This is a genomic window from Paraburkholderia sp. CI3 (genome assembly GCF_050436505.1).
Taxonomy (GTDB): domain Bacteria; phylum Pseudomonadota; class Gammaproteobacteria; order Burkholderiales; family Burkholderiaceae; genus Paraburkholderia; species Paraburkholderia tuberum.
The window spans coordinates 1189914-1211890 of record NZ_JBNDMI010000003.1; the positions used below are offsets into that span (position 1 = coordinate 1189914).

Genomic DNA, 21977 nt, shown 5'->3' on the forward strand with positions numbered 1-21977 from the left:
CCGAGCCTGTGAATACGCCGGACCTATCCCGGCGAGCAAATCAGAAACGACCGCGATGTCAGCGCATGCGGCAAATACCAAGCGAAGCAATGGAAGTGCCCAATAAATCTAGTAGTAGTTTCGTAATAGAGCAAGTGCCTTTCACGGGTAGCGAGATAGATTAGGTATCCGCGATATCTGACGTTGGCAAGTCTCCCGTCTGCTATTGCCTCAGTACATCGGCATGTGCCGAAGGTCCGTAGACTCGTCACCGCGTTTATTGATGCGCTTGACGGTGAAACTTGAAGCACCAGCGCGAATTAGGATAACGATTTCCCGCGCCTACCACAAATGCGGAAAGGCATCGACCAACGCGCACAGTTGCGTGACTTCATCGGGGTGAGGATGCTGTCACGCTCCAAAGCATTGCGGTCCTTTTTGTTATCAAGCATCTCGTCACAGTAGGCACCCATCCGATGGGGTTGCTTCCAACACGACTCATTTGAAGTCGAGTGTCTCACGAGCATTTCCATCGTGGTCCCTTTGCGGTTCACGAATTCACAGTTCCTTGGTTTTCGATTGGTCGTTAATTAACCTTCCACCCTTCACCCTTGGGTCACTATTTCGCACGCGCAATTGCTGTTTGAACGGTTCTATATTAAGGACGTTTCCCGCGAATATTTTTGGGCGTTTCAATACTACCTATTGACGTAAATTTCCTCGAAATTTCACTCTTCCGACAGCGCGATGCGGACTGCCTTGATCTGGACTTGTCACTGATCTATACCCAATCAATTAGATACAACTTTGAGGTTGACCCGCTTCGACGGATAGATCTGCAGTTGGGTTCAATGCTGTGTTAGTCCTCCCTTCCGTATGTGTTGTGTCGCGGGTCGCCTCTCACGACCATGACGCTGCCCGGCGGTGGGCAACCCGCGCGCGATACGGTTTGCGTTTTTGCGTTCATATTTTCGAATTCGAGCGGCGAACAATAGCCGATGCTGCTGTGCAGGCGGCGTACGTTCTCAGAAAACAGCAAACCAGCTTCCATGCAAGCCGCTAGAAGTGCCCAGGATAATCCACCCATGTAAAAGCGGTGGCGGCTTCCGGCCGAGGACTCCGTCCTTCGAGCCGCTGGCGTCGAGCGTGGTTTGAGAAACGTTCTTTTGGGAAACAGCCGAAGTGCTGTAGAGAGTGAAGACCCCTTCTGGCGCTTCCAAGATGACCCCACCACCGCGGCTGGACGCAGGGAACCGGGCTTGCGCTTCCCCCAGGCTATAGACTCGTGCGATAAAAGCATCCCGTGTGATCCGGCTTGCAAAGGCAAACATTCCAGCATCCACTTCTCCGAGGAATGCGCCCGAACCAATCAGATCCTGCGCCTTTGATTCGACGCCTTTTTCCGATCCGAGAAGCTTGACTCCCAGCCAACCCGGGATGAGGCCTCCGGCGGCCAGATAACCAGCGACCGTGCCGGCGTACAGCCAATAGCTGCCGGAACGCGTAGCGCGAGCCACTGTGCCTTGCAGGCCAACGAGCGAGGCCTCTATATACTCGACAGCCGGCTTAGGACCTTGATCCGAGAGGAACCAACTGCCGGACTGCAACCGGCCAATTAGAAACGCGTGCTGCTGTCCCGTCTTCACGAACCAACCCACTTGCACAATCTGATCCGGCTGGAGACCGACGACAACGGGACTAGAAAAAATATCGTCAAAGCTCTGGATATTGACAGAGGCGCCCCGTTTGCTTTCAGCTAATCCAAGTGCGTTCTGAATGCCCTCGATAGCGCCAGAACTCAAGCCGTGGCTGCTGCCCAGGTTCCACAGAAAGTACAACGCGGTGCCGATTGTCTGGTAATCGCCCTCGGAGATTTTTGCGCCAGGTCGCTTGCCGGTATCGCGGACGGTCGACAGATCCTTATTCAACTTTGCGCGAATCTCCTCAAAGACGTCGCTCACTTTTGAGCCGGGAACCGCCGCCGCAATACGACGGACTTCTGGAGTCGGGTGCGCTGTCCACTCCTTGACGACCGCGTCACCACGGCGGATAAACTCCGCCAAGATGAGATTGCACGCGGTCACCACCCGACTGTTCGGTTCGGAGGGTTTCCAGTGCTCCCGGTCCCAAATGATAAGGGCGCTGACCAGCGACGCAGCGCCGCAGGTGTCTCCATCCTGCGAGTACCCGGGCAGAATCGTCGCATACGGAGTGCCGCCGACGGCTGCCAGCGTCGTCCCGCTGACCTTGGGCAGATTGACGCCGGGCGGCTCCGGCGTTTGCTCCACGTCGACGTCCACAGTGCCTTCCGGGGGGGCGCGCTGCAAACGCAAGTTCCTCACGCTCGGCTCCGCAGAACTGATCGCCGTCGCCCACTTCGTCTGAGATGAAGCGGCCTTTGCGGCCTCGGTTTCGTAAATGTCATGGGTTGGTCCGACGTCCATCGCCTTGCCGCCGTCGTCGGACCATGACGCACGCCTCTGTTGCAGCGTATGGGTCAATTCATGCAACAGCAGTCGCCTACCCCTTGTGGTATTCGGCGCAAATTGACCCGGCGCGAATGCGATGTGCTGGCCTACGGTATAAGCGCGTGCACCCACCGCTCGCGCCGACTCCGCGGCGAGCATGTCGGTATGCACCCGGACCAGGCTGAAATCGAACCCGAAGTGAGGTTCCATCAATGCTCGGGTGGATAGGTCAAGTGCTTGCCCGGGCGAATGGAGCACGTCATGCACGAGTGCGGGCACCTCGTTGTCCGACGCCGCGGCACGGCTGCGAGGCGTGGCCTGCGGCTTTCTCCTTCCCTCCTCCCGGCTTGCATGGGCAGGTGGGAACAACGGAATCTTGCTGAAATCCCACGAGGAACCACGCGGTGCCTGACGGGTATTCTCGTTCTCCGCGCGATCGCCCTCCTGCTCCTCATCGCAACCAACGTTTTTCGCCATCGGGTTTAGACCCAAACGTTGCCCCACGCGCGTCGAGCGCTTGGGCGACAGGCCGCTGGTTGGACCCGTCGCGAACTTCGTTTCTGCCTTGGCGTTTTTCGGAGCAAACACAGGGATATCCTCCCTTCGCAAGCAGCCTTGGGAATTCTGACACGGTACTGGTCGAAAGCCCAGCAGGCTGTTGAGAACACGATCGTTCCGTGGACCGGACTGTGCGCGGTGATCGAACCGTATTACCCGAAACGCGGCAACGGTCGCCCGCCGATTGGTTTGGAGCGCATGCTGCGGATTCATTTCGTGCAGCACTGGTTCAATCTCGCCGACTTCGCTTGCGAAGAGGCTCTGTATGACAGCACCAGCCTGCGTCGCTTTGTGGGCATTGATCTGGGCTGCGAAGCCGTACCGGATGCGACAACTCTGCTTAAATTCCGGCGCCTGCTTGAGAAGCACCAACTGGGTGAGCGGCTCTTCGCCGAGGTGGGGCGGGTGCTGCAAGCCAGCGGTATGAAGCTTGCCAGCGGCACCATCGTGGACGCGACGTTGATCGCCGCCCCCAGTTCGACCAAGAACAGGCAGCAGGCGCGCGACCCGGAGATGCATCAGACGCGCAAAGGCAAGCAGTGGTATTTCGGCATGAAATTGCATCACCACTCCGCGCACGAACTCGTCGTACGCGGCGCGGTCCGCGAAGTCGCGGTGACCTCGCAGCTCCAGGGCCTGATCGATCTGGTCCTTCAGATAGCGATGCGACGATTCCACACTGCCGTTCTCATGATCCATGCCACGATTGTTGCGCGTACCTTCCATCCCGTAGTGATCGAGTAGCGCCGCATAGCGAGCCGTGAAGTCTTCCTCTTCCTGCAGGTTCCTGAAGGCCGCCGACAGACTGTCGGAGCGGTGCTCGCGTGGGCAGCCGCCGGCCTGCCACAGCGCGTTCTGCAATCCCGTCGCGAGCGCCTGGAAGCTCTCCCCGCCATCGACCACGCTGGCGTATTCCCAGCGCGAGAACGCCAGCACAAAGTGATACAGCAGGTGGTCAAACGAGACGCCGCCAATACTCACGCACAGCTTGTCCATGTGGGTGAAGTCCGACAGGCCTCGTGCGCCTGGCTGATACGTTTGAGGGAAGAGCACTTCCTGGTTCGGCCCTTCGAGCGCGCGCCACTGGCTGACATGCCGCTCAAACGTGCGACGCATGCTGTCGGGAAAGCGTTCGGGATGGTCGTCCTGCAATTTGCGCAGCAGGGTGATTGCCTTCAGCTTTGGCGCACTGCGCAGCAATGGGACGACTTCGGCTTCCCATACGTCGGCAAATGGATCAGGACGCGAGCGCCAGTAGCGCCGAGGCTGCTGCGACGGAAGCCCGGCTTCACGTTCGATGCGTCGCGCCGTGCGCTCGCTCATGCCCGATTTCGCTGCGGCGACCTTCTGTGGATGAAGTTTGCGCTGGTTCATGTAGAGGTGGACCTGTTGGTCGGTGATGCGGGTTCCAGACATGGGCTGACCGCCTCTTTTTAGATTCAGTCAGCCATCCTAGACCTCGCCGACCCGGCGCCGCCGGCAGCTCGTCGTCTGCGGCGGCTACGCCGCCTCCGACTCCTCACTACCGGCCAGGATGAATGTCGCTACACCGGACGCAATCATTGTCGCTTCCCAGGCGAGCGTGTCCCGCGCGCTTGCCGCAGTTTGCAGCCTGTTCGTGTGGTGGCACCGCATGGGGTATCTGACTGTCAACCCGGCCGAAGGCCTCGCTGCCGGACGCCGCGCGGGCACGACCTGGACCCCGGTGCGGTTTCTGTCCGCCGCCGCGCTCACGCACTGCGATGCGGTCGCCGCCGGTGACGCGCCACCCGATCTACCGGCTGTGCTCTGGATGCGGCGCCGCGCGATCTGGGCGCTCTACCGGTACGGCGGCGTGCGGCTCGCCGAACTCGCCTGGAACGAGGAACGGGCGCTGCCGCACGTGGAAGTCGACGCGGCCCGGCAGTGGACGCTGCACGTGCTCGGCAAGGGCCAGCGGCTGCGCGCGATCCCGTTGCCCGGTACCTGCCTGCCCGCGCTGCGGGCCTACCGGCGCGCCATCGGACTGCCGGAAGATCCGCCCGCCGAGGAACGCCTGCCGCTGATCCACAGCGAGCGCAGCCGCGCGCTGGGACCGAGCGGACTGTACGACGAGATCCGGGCGTTATTTGCGCTTGCGGCAAAACGCCTGCCGGCGGAGGATCGTGCGATGCGCTCGGCACTGGAGTGGGCGTCTACGCACTGGCTGCGGCACGGCTATGCGCGCACGCTGGTAGTTGATCACGGCGTGCCGTTGCCGGTCGCGCAGGCACTACTGGGCCACGCGTCGGTGCAGACGACCGCAGCCTATGCGCGCACCGGACAGGCCGAGGCACGCGCGTTTGTGGAGGGGAGTTTTCCGCACGACGTTTAACCCACCCCGCTAAAACGGAAATACGTTTTGGTTGGCACTTCGCTTGAAGCTCACCGCTAATCGACTTCCCTGCCTCCGCTATTGACCATTCCTCGGCCAGAGCCGACATTGGGCCGGGCTGTGTTCTACGTCAGCGATAAGGCGGATTGCTGACGGTCGTGGCACCGACCAGCCGAACGACAGCTTCCTCGATCGGCGAACTGACACTTCCGACCCACTTTTGCCGTTCGCCTCCCGTCGGGAGATGTCCGCTGTTCTACCGCACACCGGACGCTCGCTAACGCCGCCGGACCAGCCCCTCGTGAGCCTTGCGGGTCGCGAGTGGATACCCGCGTTCAGTGTCAGGCGCCCGGCCTTTTCTCGCCGACGCCCCTGAAGAAGGTATAGCAGAACACGCCGTCGGCCTCGGTCGTTCGGTGGAGATGTTGGACACCTGCATCGAAATTTTCCGCCGCGATAAGACCCGCAGATATCGCAGACTCGCGAATGCCCTCGATCATCGCGGTGAACGTCTTCCTCGTGAAACCGTCGGCCAAGTCGGGTCGGCTCGAATCCACGTACACCATCCGAGGAGAGATACGGACCGCATCGAAACCCGCCTCGACCATCAGAGGGTAGAGCTGTCGGCCGATCAGCGCGTTGCCGCCGGCGTCCCGCTGCAGCTCGACTTGGCACTGGATTGCCGCACGGGCCGCGGAGGTATCGGGATGGAAACAGGTCGATCCGTGATCGCCCTCGATAACGGTGATTGTGCCGCCGGGCCTGAGCAGCCTGTTGAGAATCGTCAAAGCCTCAACTGGCCGCGAGAGGTGCTCAAGCACGAAGCAAACGAAAACGTGGTCGAAGGTCTCGGCGTTGAAGGGCAAGGCGAAGATGTCCGCCTGGCGAAATTCCACGTTGGCGAGTCGAGCCCCGTCGACCCTTCGCTTGGCTTCGACGATCGAGTCTGCGCAGACATCGATCGACGTGAACCGTGCGTCCGGGCTCCGTTGGGCCAGAGTGACGGTCTGGGCGCCGACGCCGCACCCGGCCTCGAGCACCATGCTCCCGGCTGGGTATGCAGTGTCGGAGTGCAGCAGCTCAACTAGCGTTCCAGCCTGATCCTTCAGGCGCTCGTTCTCCCGCGGATGATAGCCGTGTACATAAGTTTCGTTCATGGGCCCAGACTTCCTTCAAGTGGTCCGCCCAGTCTCGTTCTCGGTCAGGCCCTTGTCTTGAACGTTATTGCGGACCCGTACTTGCGACGGCGCGCCGCCAAGCACTGGGCGTAAACCCGAATTGGCGAACGAAGATGCGAGTCATGTGGCTCTGGTCCGCAAAACCGCAGGACGCCGCCGCCTGCGCCAGGCTCAACCCGTCCTGGATGAGGCCCCGAGCTCGTTCGGCACGCTGCAGCAGCAGCCAAGAGTGGGGTGGTACTCCGTAGGTCTTTTCGAATCGCCGCAGCAGCTGGTATTTGCTCAGGCCGGCCATTATTGCCATATCGGTGAGCGTTGGCGGGTTGAGCAGGTCGTCTGCAATACGATCGCGCACTTGCCTCACTTCGCCCCGTGCCTCGCGGATGGGTGAGGTGGTGGCATGGCGATCCAGTAGTAGCGCGCAGGTCTGGACCAGGGATTCCTCGCATGCGAGCACATCGGCGCTGGTGGGGCATCGCCCGGCACTCCAGTCCTCGAGACGACCGAACAGTTGCTGCAACGCACGACTCAGCCCAATGTCCTTGATGACAGGGCGCGTCAGTTCCACGTCGGGTGCGGCGGAAGCGGCGAGGTGGCCCTTCATCGAAGCGATCACGCCGGGGTCCAAGTACACCATCCGCCAGCGGCGCGAAGGGCCACCAAGCGGACGGCCGTCATGCACTTCACCGGGGTTGGTGGTGATCAGGTCGCCGGCATATGCATCAACGTGGCCCCGTCCACTGGCCGAGCGTTGGGCCCCGTGCTCAAGAAGTCCCAGCCCGTAGGTTGCGTGCCAGTGCCGGCCATAGTGACGAGCACTCTCGATGTACGTGCAGTAGACCCCCTCCAAGGGGGAGCCGAAGACTCGACAATGATGATCTGGAGGCGCCTTCATGCATTCGGGTGATCGCAAGAGTGCCCTAGACTAGGACGACGGGCTAGCCGCCAAGGAGGCCACTTGAACCGATTCTAACCGTTTTCCCATCAGTGCCTCCTTTCAAGAGGCGGCCGACCTCCTGGTCATCCAGCCGGTGCCGCCGTCTTCGCATCAGCGCATCAGCGGACAATGGGCGCGCGCCCTCATTGCAAAGCTGGCAACCTTAGATCGAATGAAGTCTAGAACGGGTGCTCATATACCGGCGATAACGATAAGGCGTGATTGGCCGCAAAGACCCAAGGCGCTGATCGTCGTCATCGCATTGAAGGGCGATGACGCGCTCATGAGCGGACGTTCGCGAACGGATCGTGAGCGACCCTTCATGGCCGACTTCTGCCCGACGCGGGCGGTCGTAGTCGACCCGATATAGATAGTCGGTCGCTTGGAGTGGGAGCGGACTCTCAAGGGGGGGCGCATGACCCGCAGTGCAGGGGTTCAAGGCTTATAAGCAATGGCCTCGATTTCTATCTTGGTGCCGACCATGTTCTTCGCCTGTACTGTCGAACGTGACGGCTTGCGCTCGCGGAAGAACTCGCCGTAAACGCGATTGAATTCATCGAAGTCGCGGGCGTCTTCAAGCCAGACGGTTGTCTTCACTACGTCCTCGAGCGTGCAACCCGCGAGCGCGAGTACATGAGCGACGTTCTTCAACGTCTGACGTGCGTGAGCTTCTATCCCGCCAGCGACAATGCTGCCATCTTCGTCTCTGGCTACCTGACCGGATACAAACACAAAGTCGCCAGCTTTCGTCGCTAGCGAGCGTGGTAGGGTTCGTGTGCCCGGATTGCTCTCTGCAAAGTACTCAATCGTCATTTGAGTCACCTCCGCAAACCAGTGTGCCCTTCGACCACCGATGATCAAGGGGCGCATCGCGGAAAAGCCTCCGCTGCCCTTTCTATACCCCACGCTTGGCAGTCTAACCATTTCCCCCGAAATCCTGTGAGCGTCCGGTGACAGGGCCACGTTCACTTGCGTCCGCTCATGGCCGAACACGGTCCGACGCTGACCCGACGGTGGAACCACCGTCGATCCGCCTGGATCGGGCAGAAGTCGACCGAGGCTGTGTGAAAACGCGAAACTACTCGGTTTTCGGGTGTCGCTTTACCCTTCCCGAGTTGCATCCAAGCCAACACAGGGCGATCTGATGGGTCGAGTTTTTCGATGGGAGCGTTCGGCGTGTGTTTTCACACAGCCTCGACCCACTTCTGCCGTTGCACGCCTCATCATGTAGACGGCAGCTTCCGAGGCGCAACGGTCATCCGTGCCTCCGCGGCTGCCGGTACGCTCTCTGCCTTTACCTACGGTCGCGGATCGCAAAGATCGTGTTTCACGGTTTGGTCCGGTGGCGTTTGCGAGCCGGAAAATTGTCGAGAGATGGGCCACGCTGACGGCGCCCGCATGAAGTCTGATGGAGGGGCGGAGGGTCACGAACCAAGAGCGCCTCTGCAGCGAACCTCCGCGGCACGGTTCGGGTCGGCCTTGGCCACGGCGCCGAAGCCGCGTCGGTGGCGCGCCAGGCCCCACCCATTCGACGGCAAAGTCCGAGTAGCGTGCAGGTCCTCACCGCGACCCTCCGACCCAATCCCGATGGCGCCAGGTCGCCGGGGTGTATCCTGATGAGACGCTTGCGGCTATAGAACGTTGCAGCCCATAGCGATGCCGTCGCACCGCTTGCTTTTCGAGCGCACTCGGCCCGTTTAGGCGGACGGATGTTAACGTCCTCTTAACTCGATAATAGGCAGCAGTCTGACGGCAGAGTGCGACAGATAAACGCCTACGTATGGTTCCGGTGCGATGCGTAACAGCTTTCAAATCTTGTGGGACGATGGCGAGCGCGTCTTCTGTCGAGGGCGGCGCCCGGGCGATGGCGATGGCGGCGACGATGTCCTGATTGCGCGGCCCGCCGCCGAACATCCACCACTCCGCATTCTCGATCGCCTCGCCCACGAATATGGCTTAAAGGACGAACTCGATGGCGGGTGGGCAGTGCGGCCACTGGAGCTGGTGCGCGAAGGCGGCCGAACTCTGCTGGTGCTCGAGGATCCGGGCGGTGAGCCGCTCGAGCGACTGCTCGGCGCACCGATGGAGGCGGGACGCTTCCTGCGCCTCGCGGTCGGCATCGCCTCGGCCTTGGGCAGTGTCCATCGGCGCGGCCTCATTCACAAGGACATCAAGCCGGCCAATATTCTGGTGAACCGCGCGAACACGGAGGTCAGGCTCACTGGCTTCGGCATCGCCTCACGCCTGCCTCGCGAGCGGCAGGCACCTGAGCCGCCCGAGACCATCGCCGGCACCCTCGCCTACATGGCCCCGGAGCAGACCGGGCGCATGAACCGTTCCGTCGACGCCCGCAGCGATCTGTACGCGCTCGGCGCCACGCTCTACCAGATGCTTACGGGCGCTCTGCCATTCACGGCGGACAGCGCGCTGGAGTGGGTGCACTGCCATATCGCGCGAAAGCCGGTGCCGCCCTGCGAGCGGTTGGAGACGGTGCCAGCGCTACTGTCCCAAATCGTCATGAAGCTGCTCGCCAAGACGGCCGAGGAGCGTTACCAGACCGCGGGCGGCGTCGAACACGATCTGCGGCGCTGCCTGCGTCAATGGGAAACGCTGGGCCGGATCGACCCATTTCCACTCAGCGAACGCGACATCCCGGACCGGCTGCGGATCCCCGAGACGCTGTACGGGCGAGAACGCGAGGTCGAGACGTTGCTTGCGGCCTTCGAGCGCATCGTCCACGGCGGAGCGCCCGAACTGGTGCTGGTATCCGGCTACTCCGGCATCGGCAAGTCCGCCGTCGTCCATGAACTGCACAAGGCGCTCGTGCCGCCGCGCGGGCTCTTCGCCGCGGGCAAGTTTGACCAATCCAAGCGCGACATCCCGTATTCGACGTTGGCGCAGGCTTTTCGCAGCCTGGTCCGAGCGCTGCTGAGCAAGAGCGAGGCCGAGTTGAACGGCTGGCGTGACGCGCTGCTCGAGGCGCTAGGCCCGAACGGGCAACTGATGGTCGATCTGGTCCCCGAGCTCGAACTCATCGTCGGGGAGCAGCCGCCGGTGCCGCCGCTCGAACCCAAGCAGGCACAAGGCCGTTTCCAGCTGGTCTTCCGCCGCTTTCTCGGCGTTTTCGCCCGGCCGGAACATCCGCTGGCACTCTTCCTCGACGATCTGCAATGGGTCGACGCGGCGACGCTCGATCTCCTCGAGGATCTATTGACCCGGCCGGATGTGCAGTACCTGATGCTGATCGGTGCCTATCGCGACAACGAAGTCACGGCCGAGCATCCGCTTAAGCGCAAGCTCGCTGCCATCCAGACCGCTGGCGGAAGGGTCGCGCAGATTACACTGGCGCCGCTCGCCCGTGAGCATCTTTCGAAGTTGATGGCGGACGCTTTACGCTGCGATCCGGCGCGCGCGGCGCCGCTCGCTCAAATGCTGCACGAGAAGACCGGCGGCAATCCGTTTTTCGTGATTCAGTTCGTGGCTTCGCTTGCCGACGAAGGCATGCTTACTTTCGACCATGAGGCCGCGCGCTGGTGCTGGGATCTCGACCGTATACGCGCCAAGGGCTACACCGATAACGTGGTGAATCTGATGGTAGGGAAGCTCGATCGCCTGCCGGCAAAAACGAAAATGGCCTTGCAGCAACTGGCGTGTCTTGGCAACGTGGCCGAGCTCGCGACCCTATCGGTCGTCCTCGAAATGTCCGAGGATCTGGTCCACGCGGCATTGTGGCCGGCTGTCCGGCAGGAATTCCTCGAGCGCCTCCCGGGTGCCTACCGGTTCGTCCACGATCGCGTTCAGGAGGCCGCCTATTCGTTGGTTCCGCCTGGGCGGCGCGGCGAGGCGCACCTGCGCATCGGCAGACTGCTCTGGGCCTATACGCCGCCCGACAAGCAGAAGGAGGCCGTCTTCGAGATCGTCAATCAACTCAACCGCGGTGCGGCATTGATCAGTTCATGCGAGGAGCGCGAGCAGCTCGCCCAACTCAACTTGCTGGCAGGCAAGCGCGCCAAGGCTTCGATAGCCTACGCCTTGGCAGTCAGCTATCTCAATGCCGCTGCGGCGCTGCTCGAGGAAGGTGACTGGGAGCGCCGTCATGAGCTGACCTTCGCGATTCAGTTGCTCCTCGCCGAATGCGAGTTTTTAACCGGCGCGTTGACGGCCGCGGACGAGCGGTTGAACGAGCTTTCACGCCGCGCTGAAAATACGCTTGAACGCGCGAACGTGACATGCTTGCGCCTCGACCTGTACGTGACGCTCGGCCAGGCCAGACGCGCCATTGCGGTCGCGCTCGACTACCTCGGGCATCTGGGGATCGACTGGTCGCCGCATCCCGCCGAAGAGATCGCGCGAGAGGAATACGAACGAATCTGGTCCCAGCTTGGGAACCGCGCAATCGACGAGCTCATTGAGCTGCCGCTGATGACCGACCCGGAATCGCTGGCGACAATGGACGTCTTGACCAAAATCGTGCCCGCGGCATTGTGCACAGACGCCAACCTGTGGTTTCTGGTCATCTCCAGGGCAGTCAACCTGAGCCTCGAGCGCGGCAATTGCGACGGCTCGGCCTCCGCCTACGTCCGGCTTGGCATGATGGCCGGAGCGCGTTTTGGCCACTACAAGGTCGGATTTCAATTCGGGCAGCTGGGTTATGACCTTGTCGAACGACGCGGACTGACGCGTTTCCAGGCCAGAACCTATATGCATTTTGGAAATGTCATTTTGCCCATGGCCAGACACGTCCGGGTTGGCCGGGAACTGTTGCGCCGCGGCTTCGAGGCTGCAAAGAAGACCGGCGACCTCATTTGTGAGTCCTACTGCCACACCCATATGACTGCCAATATGCTCGCCGCGGGAGACCGGCTCGCCGACGCGCAGCAGGAAGCCCAAGCGAGCCTGACGTTCGCGCAAAAAGCACATTTCGGTTTCTCCGTCGACGTCAGCGCCACCCAGCTTGGGCTGGTACGAACGCTGCGAGGCCTGACGCCGGCCTTCGGCCGTTTTGACGACGAACAGTTTGATGAGATTCAGATCGAGGGCCACTTCCTGGAGACTCCAGATGTGGCGGTTGCCCAGTGCTGGTACTGGATCCGCAAATTGCAGGCGCGCTTCTTTGCAGGCGACTACGCGGCGGCCTTGGATGCCTCGTTGAGGGCACAACGGCTGTTGTGGACATCGGCATCTTATCTGGAAGAAGCGGAATATCATTTCTTCAGCGGGCTATCGTTGGGCGCCTGCTGCGACACCGTTTCCGGCCACGAGCGGCAGGCGTACCTCGAAGCAATCGCCGCTCATAAAGGACAGCTTCAATTGCGAGCGGAGACTTGTCCCGAAAACTTCGAGAATCGCGCGGCGCTGGTCGGTGCCGAGATCGCCCGCATCGAAGGCCGCGTGGTTGATGCCGAGCAGTTGTACGAACAGGCCATCCACTCGGCCCAGGCAAACGGCTTTGTCCACAATGAGGCACTCGCGAACGAACTCGCGTCCCGTTTCTACGCGGCGCGCGGTCTTGAGAAGATTGCCCGTCTGTATTTGCGGGACGCCCGCTACGGCTATCTGCGTTGGGGCGCCGACGGCAAGGTGCGACAACTCGAGGAGATGTATCCGCACCTCAGGACAGAAGAGTCCGCGCCCGACCCGACAAGCACGATCGCGACGCCGGTCGAGCACCTCGACCTCGCCACCGTCATCAAGGTGTCGCAGACCGTCTCGGGCGAGATAGTGCTGGAGAAGCTGCTGGATACGCTCATGCGCACGGCCACAGAGCAGGCGGGCGCCGAGCGCGGCCTGTTGATTCTGTCGGACGGCGGCGAACAACGGATAGCAGCGGAAGCGACGACCGGCGGCGACGCGACCCAGTTGCAGCTGCGCGATGTGCCGGTGAGCGCGGCGATGCTGCCGGAGTCGGTCCTCTACCACGTCCTGCGCACCCGCGAGAGCGTCATTCTCGACGATGCCGTGGCCGAGCCCCCGTTTGCGACGGACCCTTACATCCGTCAGCATCGTGCCCGTTCGATTCTCTGCGTGCCCTTGATGAATCAGGCGAAGCTGACCGGCGCGCTCTACCTCGAAAACAGTCTGACTGTCCGCGTGTTCAGCCCGGCCCGGATCGCCGTGCTGAAGCTGGTGGCCTCGCAGGCCGCGATCTCGCTGGAGAATGCCCGTTTGTACCGCGACCTCGCGGAACGCGAAGGGAAGATCCGGCGCCTCGTCGACGCCAATATCATCGGCATCGTCGTCTGGAATGCCGAAGGGGACATTCTTGAGGCCAATGACGCATTTCTTCGCATCGTGGAATACGACCGCGAGGATCTCGCGTCAGGTCACGTGCGCTGGAGGGATCTGACGCCGCCGGAATGGGTCGCGGGCAGCGAACGGGCTCTGGTGGAGGCCGGGCAGACGGGGCGCGCCCAGCCTTACGAGAAGGAGTACGTCAGGAAGGACGGCAGCCGCGTGCCCGTCATGGTCGGTTTGGCCACCTTCGACGCCAGTGCGAACGAAGGCGTCGCGTTCGTGCTCGATCTGACCGAGCGCAAGCGCGCCGAGGAAGAAGCGCGCGGAAGCGAACGGCGCTACCGCGAAGTGCAGACGGAGCTGGCGCATGCGAACCGCGTGGCCACTATGGGGCAGCTCACGGCCTCGATCGCCCATGAGGTCAACCAGCCGATCGCCGCGACGGTCACCAACGCCCAGGCGGCGCTGCGCTGGCTCGCCGCCCAGCCTCTTGACGCGGAGAAGGTCCGGCAGGCGCTCGGCCGTATCGTCAACGACGGCAATCGGGCGGGGGACGTGATCGGCCGGATTCGTGAGCTGATCAAGAAGGCACCACCACGGAAGGAACGGATGGACCTCAACGAGGCGATCCGCGAGGTGATCGAGCTCACGCGTGGCGAAGCAACGAAGCGCGGCGCCTCGGTGCAGACGCGACTCGCGGGGGGCTTGCCGCATATCGAAGGCGACCGGGTGCAACTGCAACAAGTCCTCCTCAATCTGGTCATCAACGCGATCGAGGCGATGAGCGGCGTCAGCGATGGCGCACGAGAAATAATGGTCACCACGGGGACAGCCGACGCTGGCTGCGTGCTCGTGGCGGTGCTCGATTCGGGGCCGGGCTTTGCCGCGGACAGCGCCGAACACGTTTTCGCCCCGTTCTACACAACGAAGTCCGCCGGTTTGGGGATGGGACTGTCAATCTGCCGTTCGATCATCGAAGCACACGGCGGCCGATTGTGGGCGAGCGCCAACGTGCCGCGCGGCGCTGTCTTTCAGTTCACGGTGCCCGCCCATCCACAAGTTTCTTCCTGATTGCCACAGCGCGAGCGCTTTTCTGGCAGTTGCGGTCCGCGAGCCGGCTGAGCCGGCGATGCGGCAGCTATGGTCGATCGGCCAGCGTCCGCTGTCTGGCTCGAAGCCGACGTTGCAATGCCCGCCGCGGCGCGCACACGAGTGTCTCAAGATGGCCGAACTGAGCCGGCTGGATGCCCCGCCGCGCTTTCTAATAGTTGTGGTCGTTCCCCGGACGGTGGGGTGTCGCAATGGGACAGGGGGCGATCGGGTGGGACAGCGGTGCCTTCCTGACTGACTTCAAGGGGCGCACGCGGGCGTACTGGAACACCGTCGTGCTGCAGCGAGCACTGTCATCGTGAGGTTGTTCGGCAGTATTGCATTCGATCTATAAAGCCCGCTAAGGTCTGGGTCGTAGCGGGCGCCTGCGACAGAACGGATTAAGCGCGGTTGCGCTCGCGTCGTTCTCGGTTCTTGCGAGGAACCAGGACGAAGTCGTAATAAATCTTGCAACCGATCAGGACCGCCACAAATCCAACAGCGAGGATGTGTTGTCCGGCAAGGTCAAGAAGGTTTCCGGCTAACTGATGCGGGATGTTGGTAATTGCTTGTGATGCGTTCAAGATATCGTTTCCGTAGATGAATGTTGCGTGAATGTCGTCCGTTCGGCCTAGGGGTGGCCGGGAGATCGACGGTCTGCTGCCCGGCAGTGCTCCCCGGTTCTAACGCCCCAGCGGCGCGCTTTCAGTCTTTCCTTACCTCCGGCTTCATCCAATCAGGGACGATTGCACGTGAGATGCCGCGGCGCGACCCCGTGGCGCTCAACACGACCTTATCGCGGGCGGCGCGCGTGCGGATCTCGAAAATCAGGCTATGTTCGAGTGCATTTGACCGCTAAATAAAGGGCCGCGACCCTGCGTAGACGAAAAGTCCACTGAGCATACAGTGGCGTCACCGGGAACATTCCGGCCGCAAGCCGGGTCCAGCCGGCGCGCTCCGGCGGCGCGTTAATCCGGGTTGTCGCATGAGGCGGACATCGGTCGAAAATGAACGCGATCCCCGTATGCTGGCTCGCTACGCGGTACCGAGATGCAAGCGTGCTCGCGGTGATGTGTGCATCACACGCGCTTGCGCGACATCTGCTCGAACGAACTCACCTGCGCGGAAACGCTCCAGACGGTCGCTTGCGTCTGCCACTGCTGCTATGGGCGCATGCAGCATCTGGTAGTCGTATGTCGTGACGATTCTGGCGAATTGCTCGAACCCGGATTCGTCAAGCGTCCACGCGTCAGATTCACGCCCCCGATCAAACGCGGCGGCGATGACATCTTCCGCTGCCCGCTTCTGCTCGAATGTCGCTGTGCCGTAGCCCGCCTCTGCGAGCAGCCCCGTGAGGATCATGACGTGGTAGAGGGTCTGCGTTGCGCCAATGGTGCCCTGACCTCGGTGCATCGCATCCAGTGCGATATGCACCTGCAGGCAGATCCTGTCGACCTCCGAGCGTGGCAGAGTCCGTTTCATGGCCTTGCTGACGCGGGCGCGCGCAGCCTGGCTGTTCCTTGCGAACGGGATCGTTCTTGCTGCCATCGGATTACGGTTGTGTGCCTGAAACGCGGTCAAATCCTCATGCTACACGATACGTTCTAGCGCTCAATCACCCGCCAGCCACTCAGCGGCACCAGTGGCTGACCCTCGCTGCCCGTGATGCTCGGCGGCGCGCAGGTGAGCCCGAGGAACACGTGTCGCTAAATTCCTGCCGGCGGCGGTGGTTATTGTCGGTAACGCCTGATCGACATCCCTGCTCGACCAGGCGAACCTGTGCCCCGCAGCAGCGTCCCCTCTGACGTACGCGACGGCGGGCTGTGCATCTTCCCTCAATACAAGGCAGATCAGCACTGAACGGTCTCATCACGATCTAGCACGGGAAAAGCGCGGCTCCACTCCGCCTTTTCGCGGCTTGCGTCGGCGTTGGCCCATGGGACACTGGTCTGACCTGGACGCTTCTTCATACCCTGCCATGTCTCTCCCTGCTCGCAATACCCGCGCCTCGAAGAGCCTCAGTCGGCACCGATACGCCGATCGCGTGAAGGCAGGCGTGATCGAAGGGATTGCATTTCAGACCAACATTCTCGCGCTGAACGCCGCCGTGGAAGCGGCGCGCGCTGGCGAGCAGGGACGCGGCTTCGCGGTCGTTGCGGGCGAGGTGCGCACGCTTGCGCAGCGCTCGGCGGTGGCGGCGAAGGAAATCAAGGAACTGATCAGCAACTCGACCGCGCGGGTGGCGGCTGGCTCGCGGCTCGTCGGCAACGCGGGCGAGACGATCAGCGAGGTTCGCACCGCAGTGCGCCACGTGACGGCCATCATGAACGAGATCGCGACGGCTTCCGCCGAACAGAGCGTCGGCATCGGAGAAGTGAATCGCGCGGTGTCGCAATTTGACGAAATGTCCCAGCAGAACGCGGCGCTGGTCGAGCAGGCCGCCGCCGCTGCGGCGTCGCTTAAGGAGCAGACCGAGTTGCTGAAGATCGCGGCTGGGCGATTCCAGTTGCGTCGGGCTCCGGTGTGACGCTGACCATGCCGGCGACCGCGTGATCCGGCGTGATCCGCTTACTCGCCGGTTCAAATCGCACCAATCCTACTGCAATCAATCCGTGAAGCATTGAGTGCACCTGTCTCATGTTCGCCTGTCATCGGTCAGTCGAAGCTCTATCCTGACCGGCGGCAACTGGCCGGCTACTGCCCGATGCGGTCGGCTGGAGGCGACGTTCAGGCGTTGATCCAGGCTCGCGCCTGTTCCAGCTCGTTGACGTGGAATGCCTTGATTTCAGCCTTTGTAAAGAATCGCGCCAAATGCATCGAGGCGCGAATCCAGCCCGCGTCGGCCACCACCGCGGCGCGCGTGATCTTGCGGGCGACGGAGACGCCGAGCGTCATGTCGGTCCACAGCGCCTTCGGCTCGATACCGCTGAAATGCTCAATGCGTTCGAGCACACGGGTCTTACCGTTCAGTTCAAGATCACCACGCATGCGCTCGATGGCTTCGCGCAGTTCGTGGTCGGTGATTTTGCCTTCGACGGCTATTTCGATGACCCGCGAATCGGGAGTGGTGTGATACAGGATCATGGAGGGCCCCTGGCTAGGGAGATGTCACACGCTCGGGCGCGGATGAGCCTAGCGTTCGACGGGTTCCTCATGGTACCCCTTTCCACTCGCCCGGTTAGCTTACGAGCACTGTGTAACGTCGTTCTGGTGCCTGTCGGCGCTCGTGCGTTGCGAACGACCCTTTCACACAAGCCTGCGGACGTTCGGTTTCACACGTCGAGCGTCGCGTCATGGCCGGTCCCTACCTCATGCAATCGGCATACGCACCCTGAACCTCGCAAGGCCGCGATCGGAAGCACCCGACCCATAGCAGACCTTGGACTTGCTCAGTTCCGCTTACTCCCAAGTCACGTTATAGATGCCAGGCCCTTCCGTCAGTAGATCGAGTAAGGCACGCACCAGTGGCTGGGCACCTTCGGCAGGCGCTTTGTTGCGTCCGCACAGACTTGTTGCCTTCGGCTCAACGTAACACCGCCACTTGACCAGCCCTAGTCCTCGTGCTGCGGCTGCGAAGTCATCACCCCACGATGTGCCAACTGTCGGGAAAGCCAAGAGGCTAGCTCAGCGCCGTAGACGAATGCCGCCGAAGCATTACGAGGACCAAAAACGGGCCGTGCTGATCTCGTCAGACGGCAAGTAGCGTGTCCTCGGCCATGATCTGCGCGGCACCCACATCAGTTCGACGTTGCGCTGGGCTTCGAAGATTGCTCCGGGTCCTGGATCATCGAATCCAGAAGCAGATCGAATGCAGCACTCGATACCTTGAATATGCCTTGGTACGGATTGGTCAATTCCAATAAAAGGAAATTCGCGCTCGCAATCGCGATGACCCCGAGGAGCAGAAAGAACACCTCCAACAGATTGCCAACGCTAATGCAACCGTAAAGGAAGAACAATAAACACGCCCAACCAAAAACAACGTCAAGAAGCAAGGCGGGCATCTCGCTCGATAAACTTCTGATAATATTCGACTGAATTCCAACGAATTTGCTGGAAAATTCTCGGAATGAGTTCAAATCGTCGCGCGAGATGTTTTTAAATTTTTCGGCGGCGTTATTGATCGCCATTATTTCCGCTACATCATTAGAAAGATGGTTGTAGTTTACTTCCCCAAGAGATCTTCCATTCTTATCCGGCCAATATCGTTCCAGCAACCGATGCACCATCCTCTTCAAGAGTAACCGAGGCTGGTCCGACTCATCGGGAAAATGCTTCAGCAAAAAGTCGATATTCGCCACCGCACTCACAAGAGAATCAAAATCCGCCTGATGGCTATTAAATGTCGCGTACGAGGAAGACACCAGCAAACCCAGGACAATAGCAAAGAGAGTGCCGATCACCCCGGAAACAGACCTTATCAAGTCCACGGACAGGGCAGCATAAGGAGGAGATAGTTTATGCACATATATACCAGCGATTGCACACGCAAATGCAACAGTTGCAATCGCAAGGCAGCGACCAAATATATTCATTCCACCAATCCACAATTAATCGCTAAATATCGATTCTGTTGCATCTTCAAAGCGTGATAGGATTTCCTCGAGCCAACCTGCTTTCAGCCGTGCATGACCGAGGCGAAAATTAGACGGCGAGACCGCACCGTGGGGTGAGCGACGCCAGGACCATGCGGTTGGTAGCTGCTCATTGCGACTCTCCTAATTAAAATGATCGATCGTTTTATTGCAACAGGCTTCGCAGCACGGGTACTGCAACGATCAATTTCTCACTCGCCAAACGCACAAGCAATTCTCCGCGCGCCAGGGCTGGGACCGCGAGGTTCTACCAAGCGCAACAAGAACGCGTCGCCGGACAGACGCAAAGCACGACCGGGCTGAATTTTACTGTAAAGACGCAACCGCTGAGCGCCATCTTCACTGCTTTTCGCTTGGTGTGCTCGTTCTTTTCACTTTGAAGCATCTGTAGCCGGAAGAGGACGCGCACTCCACAGGTGGCGCAATGCTCGCCGCGGTGGGGATCGACGTGTTCCTGGACGGGATACTCATCGGTCTATCTATCGCGGCGGGGCAAACGCACTTACAAATCAACGGGTTAGGTTAGAACCACACTTTAGCACCACACCAGCTCGCTTGAGTGCGCATACGCACCCGATTGGTGAACTGGTCCCCCCTCTATTGCAGAGACTGCTCCCGACCCAGATGGAATGGACACCGCCCTCCCTTCGGGGACGCGAGGTCTGGCAGGAACTGGGAGGCCCTCCAGAACCGATCGGCATCAATGTGCCAGAGTGGAGTTTCGACACGTCCACTTGAGGAACGGAGGGCCCGAAATGAATGCTACGACATACGGACTGGATGTTGCAAAACAGGTGTTCCAGATGTACTGGGTCGACGTTCAAACTGGCGAGATTGCCAACCGGCGCTTCCGCCGTGATGAGCTGATCAGCTTTCTGGCGCAGCGGCCGGCAGGTCGTGTAGCACTCGAAGCATGTGGGAGTGCGCATTGGTGGGCTCGAAAGATCAAGACGCTGGGGCACGAGGTGGTTCTGTTACATCCGAAGTTCATCCGGCCGTTTGTTCAGACCAACAAGACAGATGCAGCTGACGCTCGCGCGATCTGGACTGCTGTTCATCAGCCAGGGATGCGAACGGTAGCGGCAAAGACAGAGGATCAGCAGGCGATGCTTGGCCTTCATCGGATGCGCTCGTTGCTCATCAAGTTTCGAACCATGCAGGTGAACCAGCTGCGCGGCCTTCTTTACGAGTTTGGTGCGTCTTTCCGGGTGGGACGAGCGGCAGGGTTGGCTGAGATCCGTGCACGCATGACCGAGCTTGAGGATGCCCTGCCAGGCACTATGCTCAGCAGCCTGCAGGACCAGTTGAGACGCATCGACGGGATCGAACAGGATATCGATCAGCTGGAAAAACAGATAGGCATCTGGCACAAGCGAGAAGCCGAGTGCCAGGCGATCGCGGCAGTGCCCGGCATCGGCAGGCTCACCGCGACGGCGCTGGTCGCCACAATCGGGGATGCGAAGACATTCAAATCCGGCCGCGAGTTTGCGTCCTTTCTGGGGTTGGTACCCCGGCAAAGTGGCACCGGTGGCAAGGTCTGGCTGGGCGGGATATCGAAGCGCGGCGATCCGTATCTGCGAACGCTGCTCATCCACGGCGCGCGCTCGGTGATGTATCACTCAAAACCGCCGAGTGCATGGCAGAAGGCGATCCAGGAGCGACGACCAGCAAACATCGTGGCGATCGCCCTTGCGAACAAAATGGCACGAACGGTGTGGGCTATCCTCGCTCATGGTTGTCGATATGAGAAGGACCGCGTCAGCGTTAGACCTGCGTGACAGAAGGGCGAAGAACGTTGAAGTGCAATACCGATAGGTTGCTGAGGTTGATTCCAATGTGATGGCGAAACAGGTCGGACCGCAGGAACGCAAACCTGAACACGGCCTTGCGCTTAAAAGTGCGTGACCGAGATGAGGACGCTCCTGGCGAATTCCATCAGGGCCCGCAGGCTTCGGCTTGCATCAAAGGCCGGATATAAGACTGCAGCCGGCACCTCGTTTCAACATCAGATCAAGATCAACTTGGCAAACCGGGCGGTGTCCATATAAGGCCGTGTAAAAAGGCACGGCCTGGTAAACGGATCAGGATCGTAAACGTTGATCGAGTATCTCATCAGTGCGGGTGCAAAATGAAGCGCTTCATCGAAGGCGAAGATCGCGGGCAAGGGACGCTGCTTCCTGAGCTACTGGATGATTACGTCGCCGAGGACAATCCGGTACGTGTGGTGGATGTCTTCGTCGAAGAACTTGACCTTGCCAGCCTCGGTTTCAAGCGCGTGCAGCCAGCGAAAACCGGACGGCCAGCATACCACCCTCCGAATCTTGACGGCACCCCGACCCGAGCGCAAAGGCAGGAGCCCGCGCGAGCTGATGACCGGTGAGCCACACCCGCACTGGCTCACCCTGCTCGGGCTCGGCGAACTGCAACCTCGCCAGGGCTGACCGCCCGCGGTCGAATCCTTCGACCGGTTTCGTACCCCTTACAAAAACGCCGCCCTCATGAGCGGCGCGGCCCAGCTCGTCCATGTTACCGAATTGGGCGGTTTCTGAGCCGCGCCCTGACGCCAGTGCGGTGAAGGCGCGCGTG

Annotated in this window: 11 protein-coding genes and 4 pseudogenes; 6 read left to right on the top strand and 9 right to left on the bottom strand. The window is 61.0% G+C overall.

Annotated elements, in window-relative coordinates:
- Positions 1-1004: 1004 nt before the first annotated feature.
- On the bottom strand, positions 1005-3218 hold the full coding sequence (locus OKW29_RS14100) for a DUF4157 domain-containing protein (protein ID WP_429292506.1): 2214 nt from the start codon (positions 3216-3218) through the stop codon (positions 1005-1007).
- On the opposite strand from OKW29_RS14100, the pseudogene OKW29_RS14105 reads away from it, so the two are divergent.
- Positions 3117-3569, top strand: a pseudogene (locus tag OKW29_RS14105) (IS5 family transposase); the annotation flags it as partial. The gene OKW29_RS14100 and the pseudogene OKW29_RS14105 sit on opposite strands and share 102 nt — an antisense overlap.
- Here the strand turns inward: OKW29_RS14105 and istA are convergent.
- Positions 3564-4421: pseudogene (gene istA, locus OKW29_RS14110) on the bottom strand (IS21 family transposase); the annotation flags it as partial. The pseudogenes OKW29_RS14105 and istA sit on opposite strands and share 6 nt — an antisense overlap.
- A gap of 118 nt (positions 4422-4539) precedes the next feature.
- Between istA and OKW29_RS14115 the strand changes: the two are divergent.
- Positions 4540-5358, top strand: a complete 819-nt coding sequence (locus OKW29_RS14115; RefSeq protein WP_429291496.1) for a tyrosine-type recombinase/integrase — start codon at positions 4540-4542, stop codon at positions 5356-5358.
- 341 nt (positions 5359-5699) lie between these two features.
- Here OKW29_RS14115 and OKW29_RS14120 read toward each other — a convergent pair whose 3' ends face one another.
- From OKW29_RS14120 to OKW29_RS14130, 3 genes are all read right to left on the bottom strand, one after another.
- A complete protein-coding gene (locus tag OKW29_RS14120) occupies positions 5700-6515 on the bottom strand; it encodes a methyltransferase domain-containing protein (protein WP_429291497.1) in 816 nt (271 codons plus the stop codon).
- A gap of 64 nt (positions 6516-6579) precedes the next feature.
- A complete protein-coding gene (locus tag OKW29_RS14125; RefSeq protein WP_429291498.1) occupies positions 6580-7431 on the bottom strand; it encodes a helix-turn-helix domain-containing protein in 852 nt (283 codons plus the stop codon).
- Positions 7432-7908: 477 nt separating this feature from the next.
- A complete protein-coding gene (locus tag OKW29_RS14130; RefSeq protein WP_429291499.1) occupies positions 7909-8286 on the bottom strand; it encodes a RidA family protein in 378 nt (125 codons plus the stop codon).
- A 981-nt stretch (positions 8287-9267) separates the two neighbouring features.
- Here OKW29_RS14130 and OKW29_RS14135 point away from each other — a divergent pair.
- Entirely contained in the window at positions 9268-14778 is a 5511-nt protein-coding gene (locus tag OKW29_RS14135; RefSeq protein ID WP_429291500.1) for a trifunctional serine/threonine-protein kinase/ATP-binding protein/sensor histidine kinase, read from the top strand.
- A 419-nt stretch (positions 14779-15197) separates the two neighbouring features.
- On the opposite strand, the gene OKW29_RS14140 is transcribed toward OKW29_RS14135, so the two are convergent.
- Together OKW29_RS14140 and OKW29_RS14145 are read right to left on the bottom strand one after the other, a co-directional pair.
- Complete coding sequence (locus tag OKW29_RS14140) at positions 15198-15380, bottom strand: hypothetical protein (RefSeq protein ID WP_429291501.1); 183 nt, start codon at positions 15378-15380, stop codon at positions 15198-15200.
- A gap of 451 nt (positions 15381-15831) precedes the next feature.
- The gene (locus OKW29_RS14145; RefSeq protein ID WP_429291502.1) at positions 15832-16377 is read right to left on the bottom strand and encodes a hypothetical protein; all 546 of its coding nucleotides are present in this window, start codon (positions 16375-16377) and stop codon (positions 15832-15834) included.
- Positions 16378-16849: 472 nt separating this feature from the next.
- On the opposite strand from OKW29_RS14145, the pseudogene OKW29_RS14150 reads away from it, so the two are divergent.
- Positions 16850-17323 (top strand): annotated as a pseudogene (locus OKW29_RS14150) (methyl-accepting chemotaxis protein); the annotation flags it as partial.
- 200 nt (positions 17324-17523) lie between these two features.
- On the opposite strand, the gene OKW29_RS14155 reads toward OKW29_RS14150, so the two are convergent.
- Both OKW29_RS14155 and OKW29_RS14160 read right to left on the bottom strand, forming a co-directional pair.
- The gene (locus tag OKW29_RS14155; RefSeq protein ID WP_429291503.1) at positions 17524-17880 is read right to left on the bottom strand and encodes an STAS/SEC14 domain-containing protein; all 357 of its coding nucleotides are present in this window, start codon (positions 17878-17880) and stop codon (positions 17524-17526) included.
- Positions 17881-18533: 653 nt separating this feature from the next.
- Positions 18534-19331, bottom strand: coding sequence for a hypothetical protein (locus OKW29_RS14160; protein ID WP_429291504.1), 798 nt, complete (start codon positions 19329-19331; stop codon positions 18534-18536).
- 815 nt (positions 19332-20146) lie between these two features.
- Here OKW29_RS14160 and OKW29_RS14165 point away from each other — a divergent pair.
- Positions 20147-21169, top strand: a complete 1023-nt coding sequence (locus tag OKW29_RS14165) for an IS110 family transposase (RefSeq protein ID WP_429291505.1) — start codon at positions 20147-20149, stop codon at positions 21167-21169.
- Between the two features lie 350 nt (positions 21170-21519).
- A pseudogene (locus OKW29_RS14170) lies at positions 21520-21705 on the top strand (IS5/IS1182 family transposase); the annotation flags it as partial.
- Positions 21706-21977 lie beyond the last annotated feature (272 nt).

What these genes read in the sequence shown, in the direction of transcription:
- OKW29_RS14135 (WP_429291500.1), top strand. Translation starts at nt 9,268, where the DNA reads ATGCGTAACAGCTTTCAAATCTTGTGGGACGATGGCGAGCGCGTCTTC.
- OKW29_RS14125 (WP_429291498.1), bottom strand. Translation starts at nt 7,431, where the DNA reads ATGAAGGCGCCTCCAGATCATCATTGTCGAGTCTTCGGCTCCCCCTTG.
- OKW29_RS14100 (WP_429292506.1), bottom strand. Translation starts at nt 3,218, where the DNA reads ATGAATCCGCAGCATGCGCTCCAAACCAATCGGCGGGCGACCGTTGCC.
- OKW29_RS14130 (WP_429291499.1), bottom strand. Translation starts at nt 8,286, where the DNA reads ATGACGATTGAGTACTTTGCAGAGAGCAATCCGGGCACACGAACCCTA.
- OKW29_RS14115 (WP_429291496.1), top strand. Translation starts at nt 4,540, where the DNA reads ATGAATGTCGCTACACCGGACGCAATCATTGTCGCTTCCCAGGCGAGC.
- OKW29_RS14155 (WP_429291503.1), bottom strand. Translation starts at nt 17,880, where the DNA reads ATGATCCTGTATCACACCACTCCCGATTCGCGGGTCATCGAAATAGCC.
- OKW29_RS14120 (WP_429291497.1), bottom strand. Translation starts at nt 6,515, where the DNA reads ATGAACGAAACTTATGTACACGGCTATCATCCGCGGGAGAACGAGCGC.
- OKW29_RS14165 (WP_429291505.1), top strand. Translation starts at nt 20,147, where the DNA reads ATGAATGCTACGACATACGGACTGGATGTTGCAAAACAGGTGTTCCAG.
- OKW29_RS14160 (WP_429291504.1), bottom strand. Translation starts at nt 19,331, where the DNA reads ATGAATATATTTGGTCGCTGCCTTGCGATTGCAACTGTTGCATTTGCG.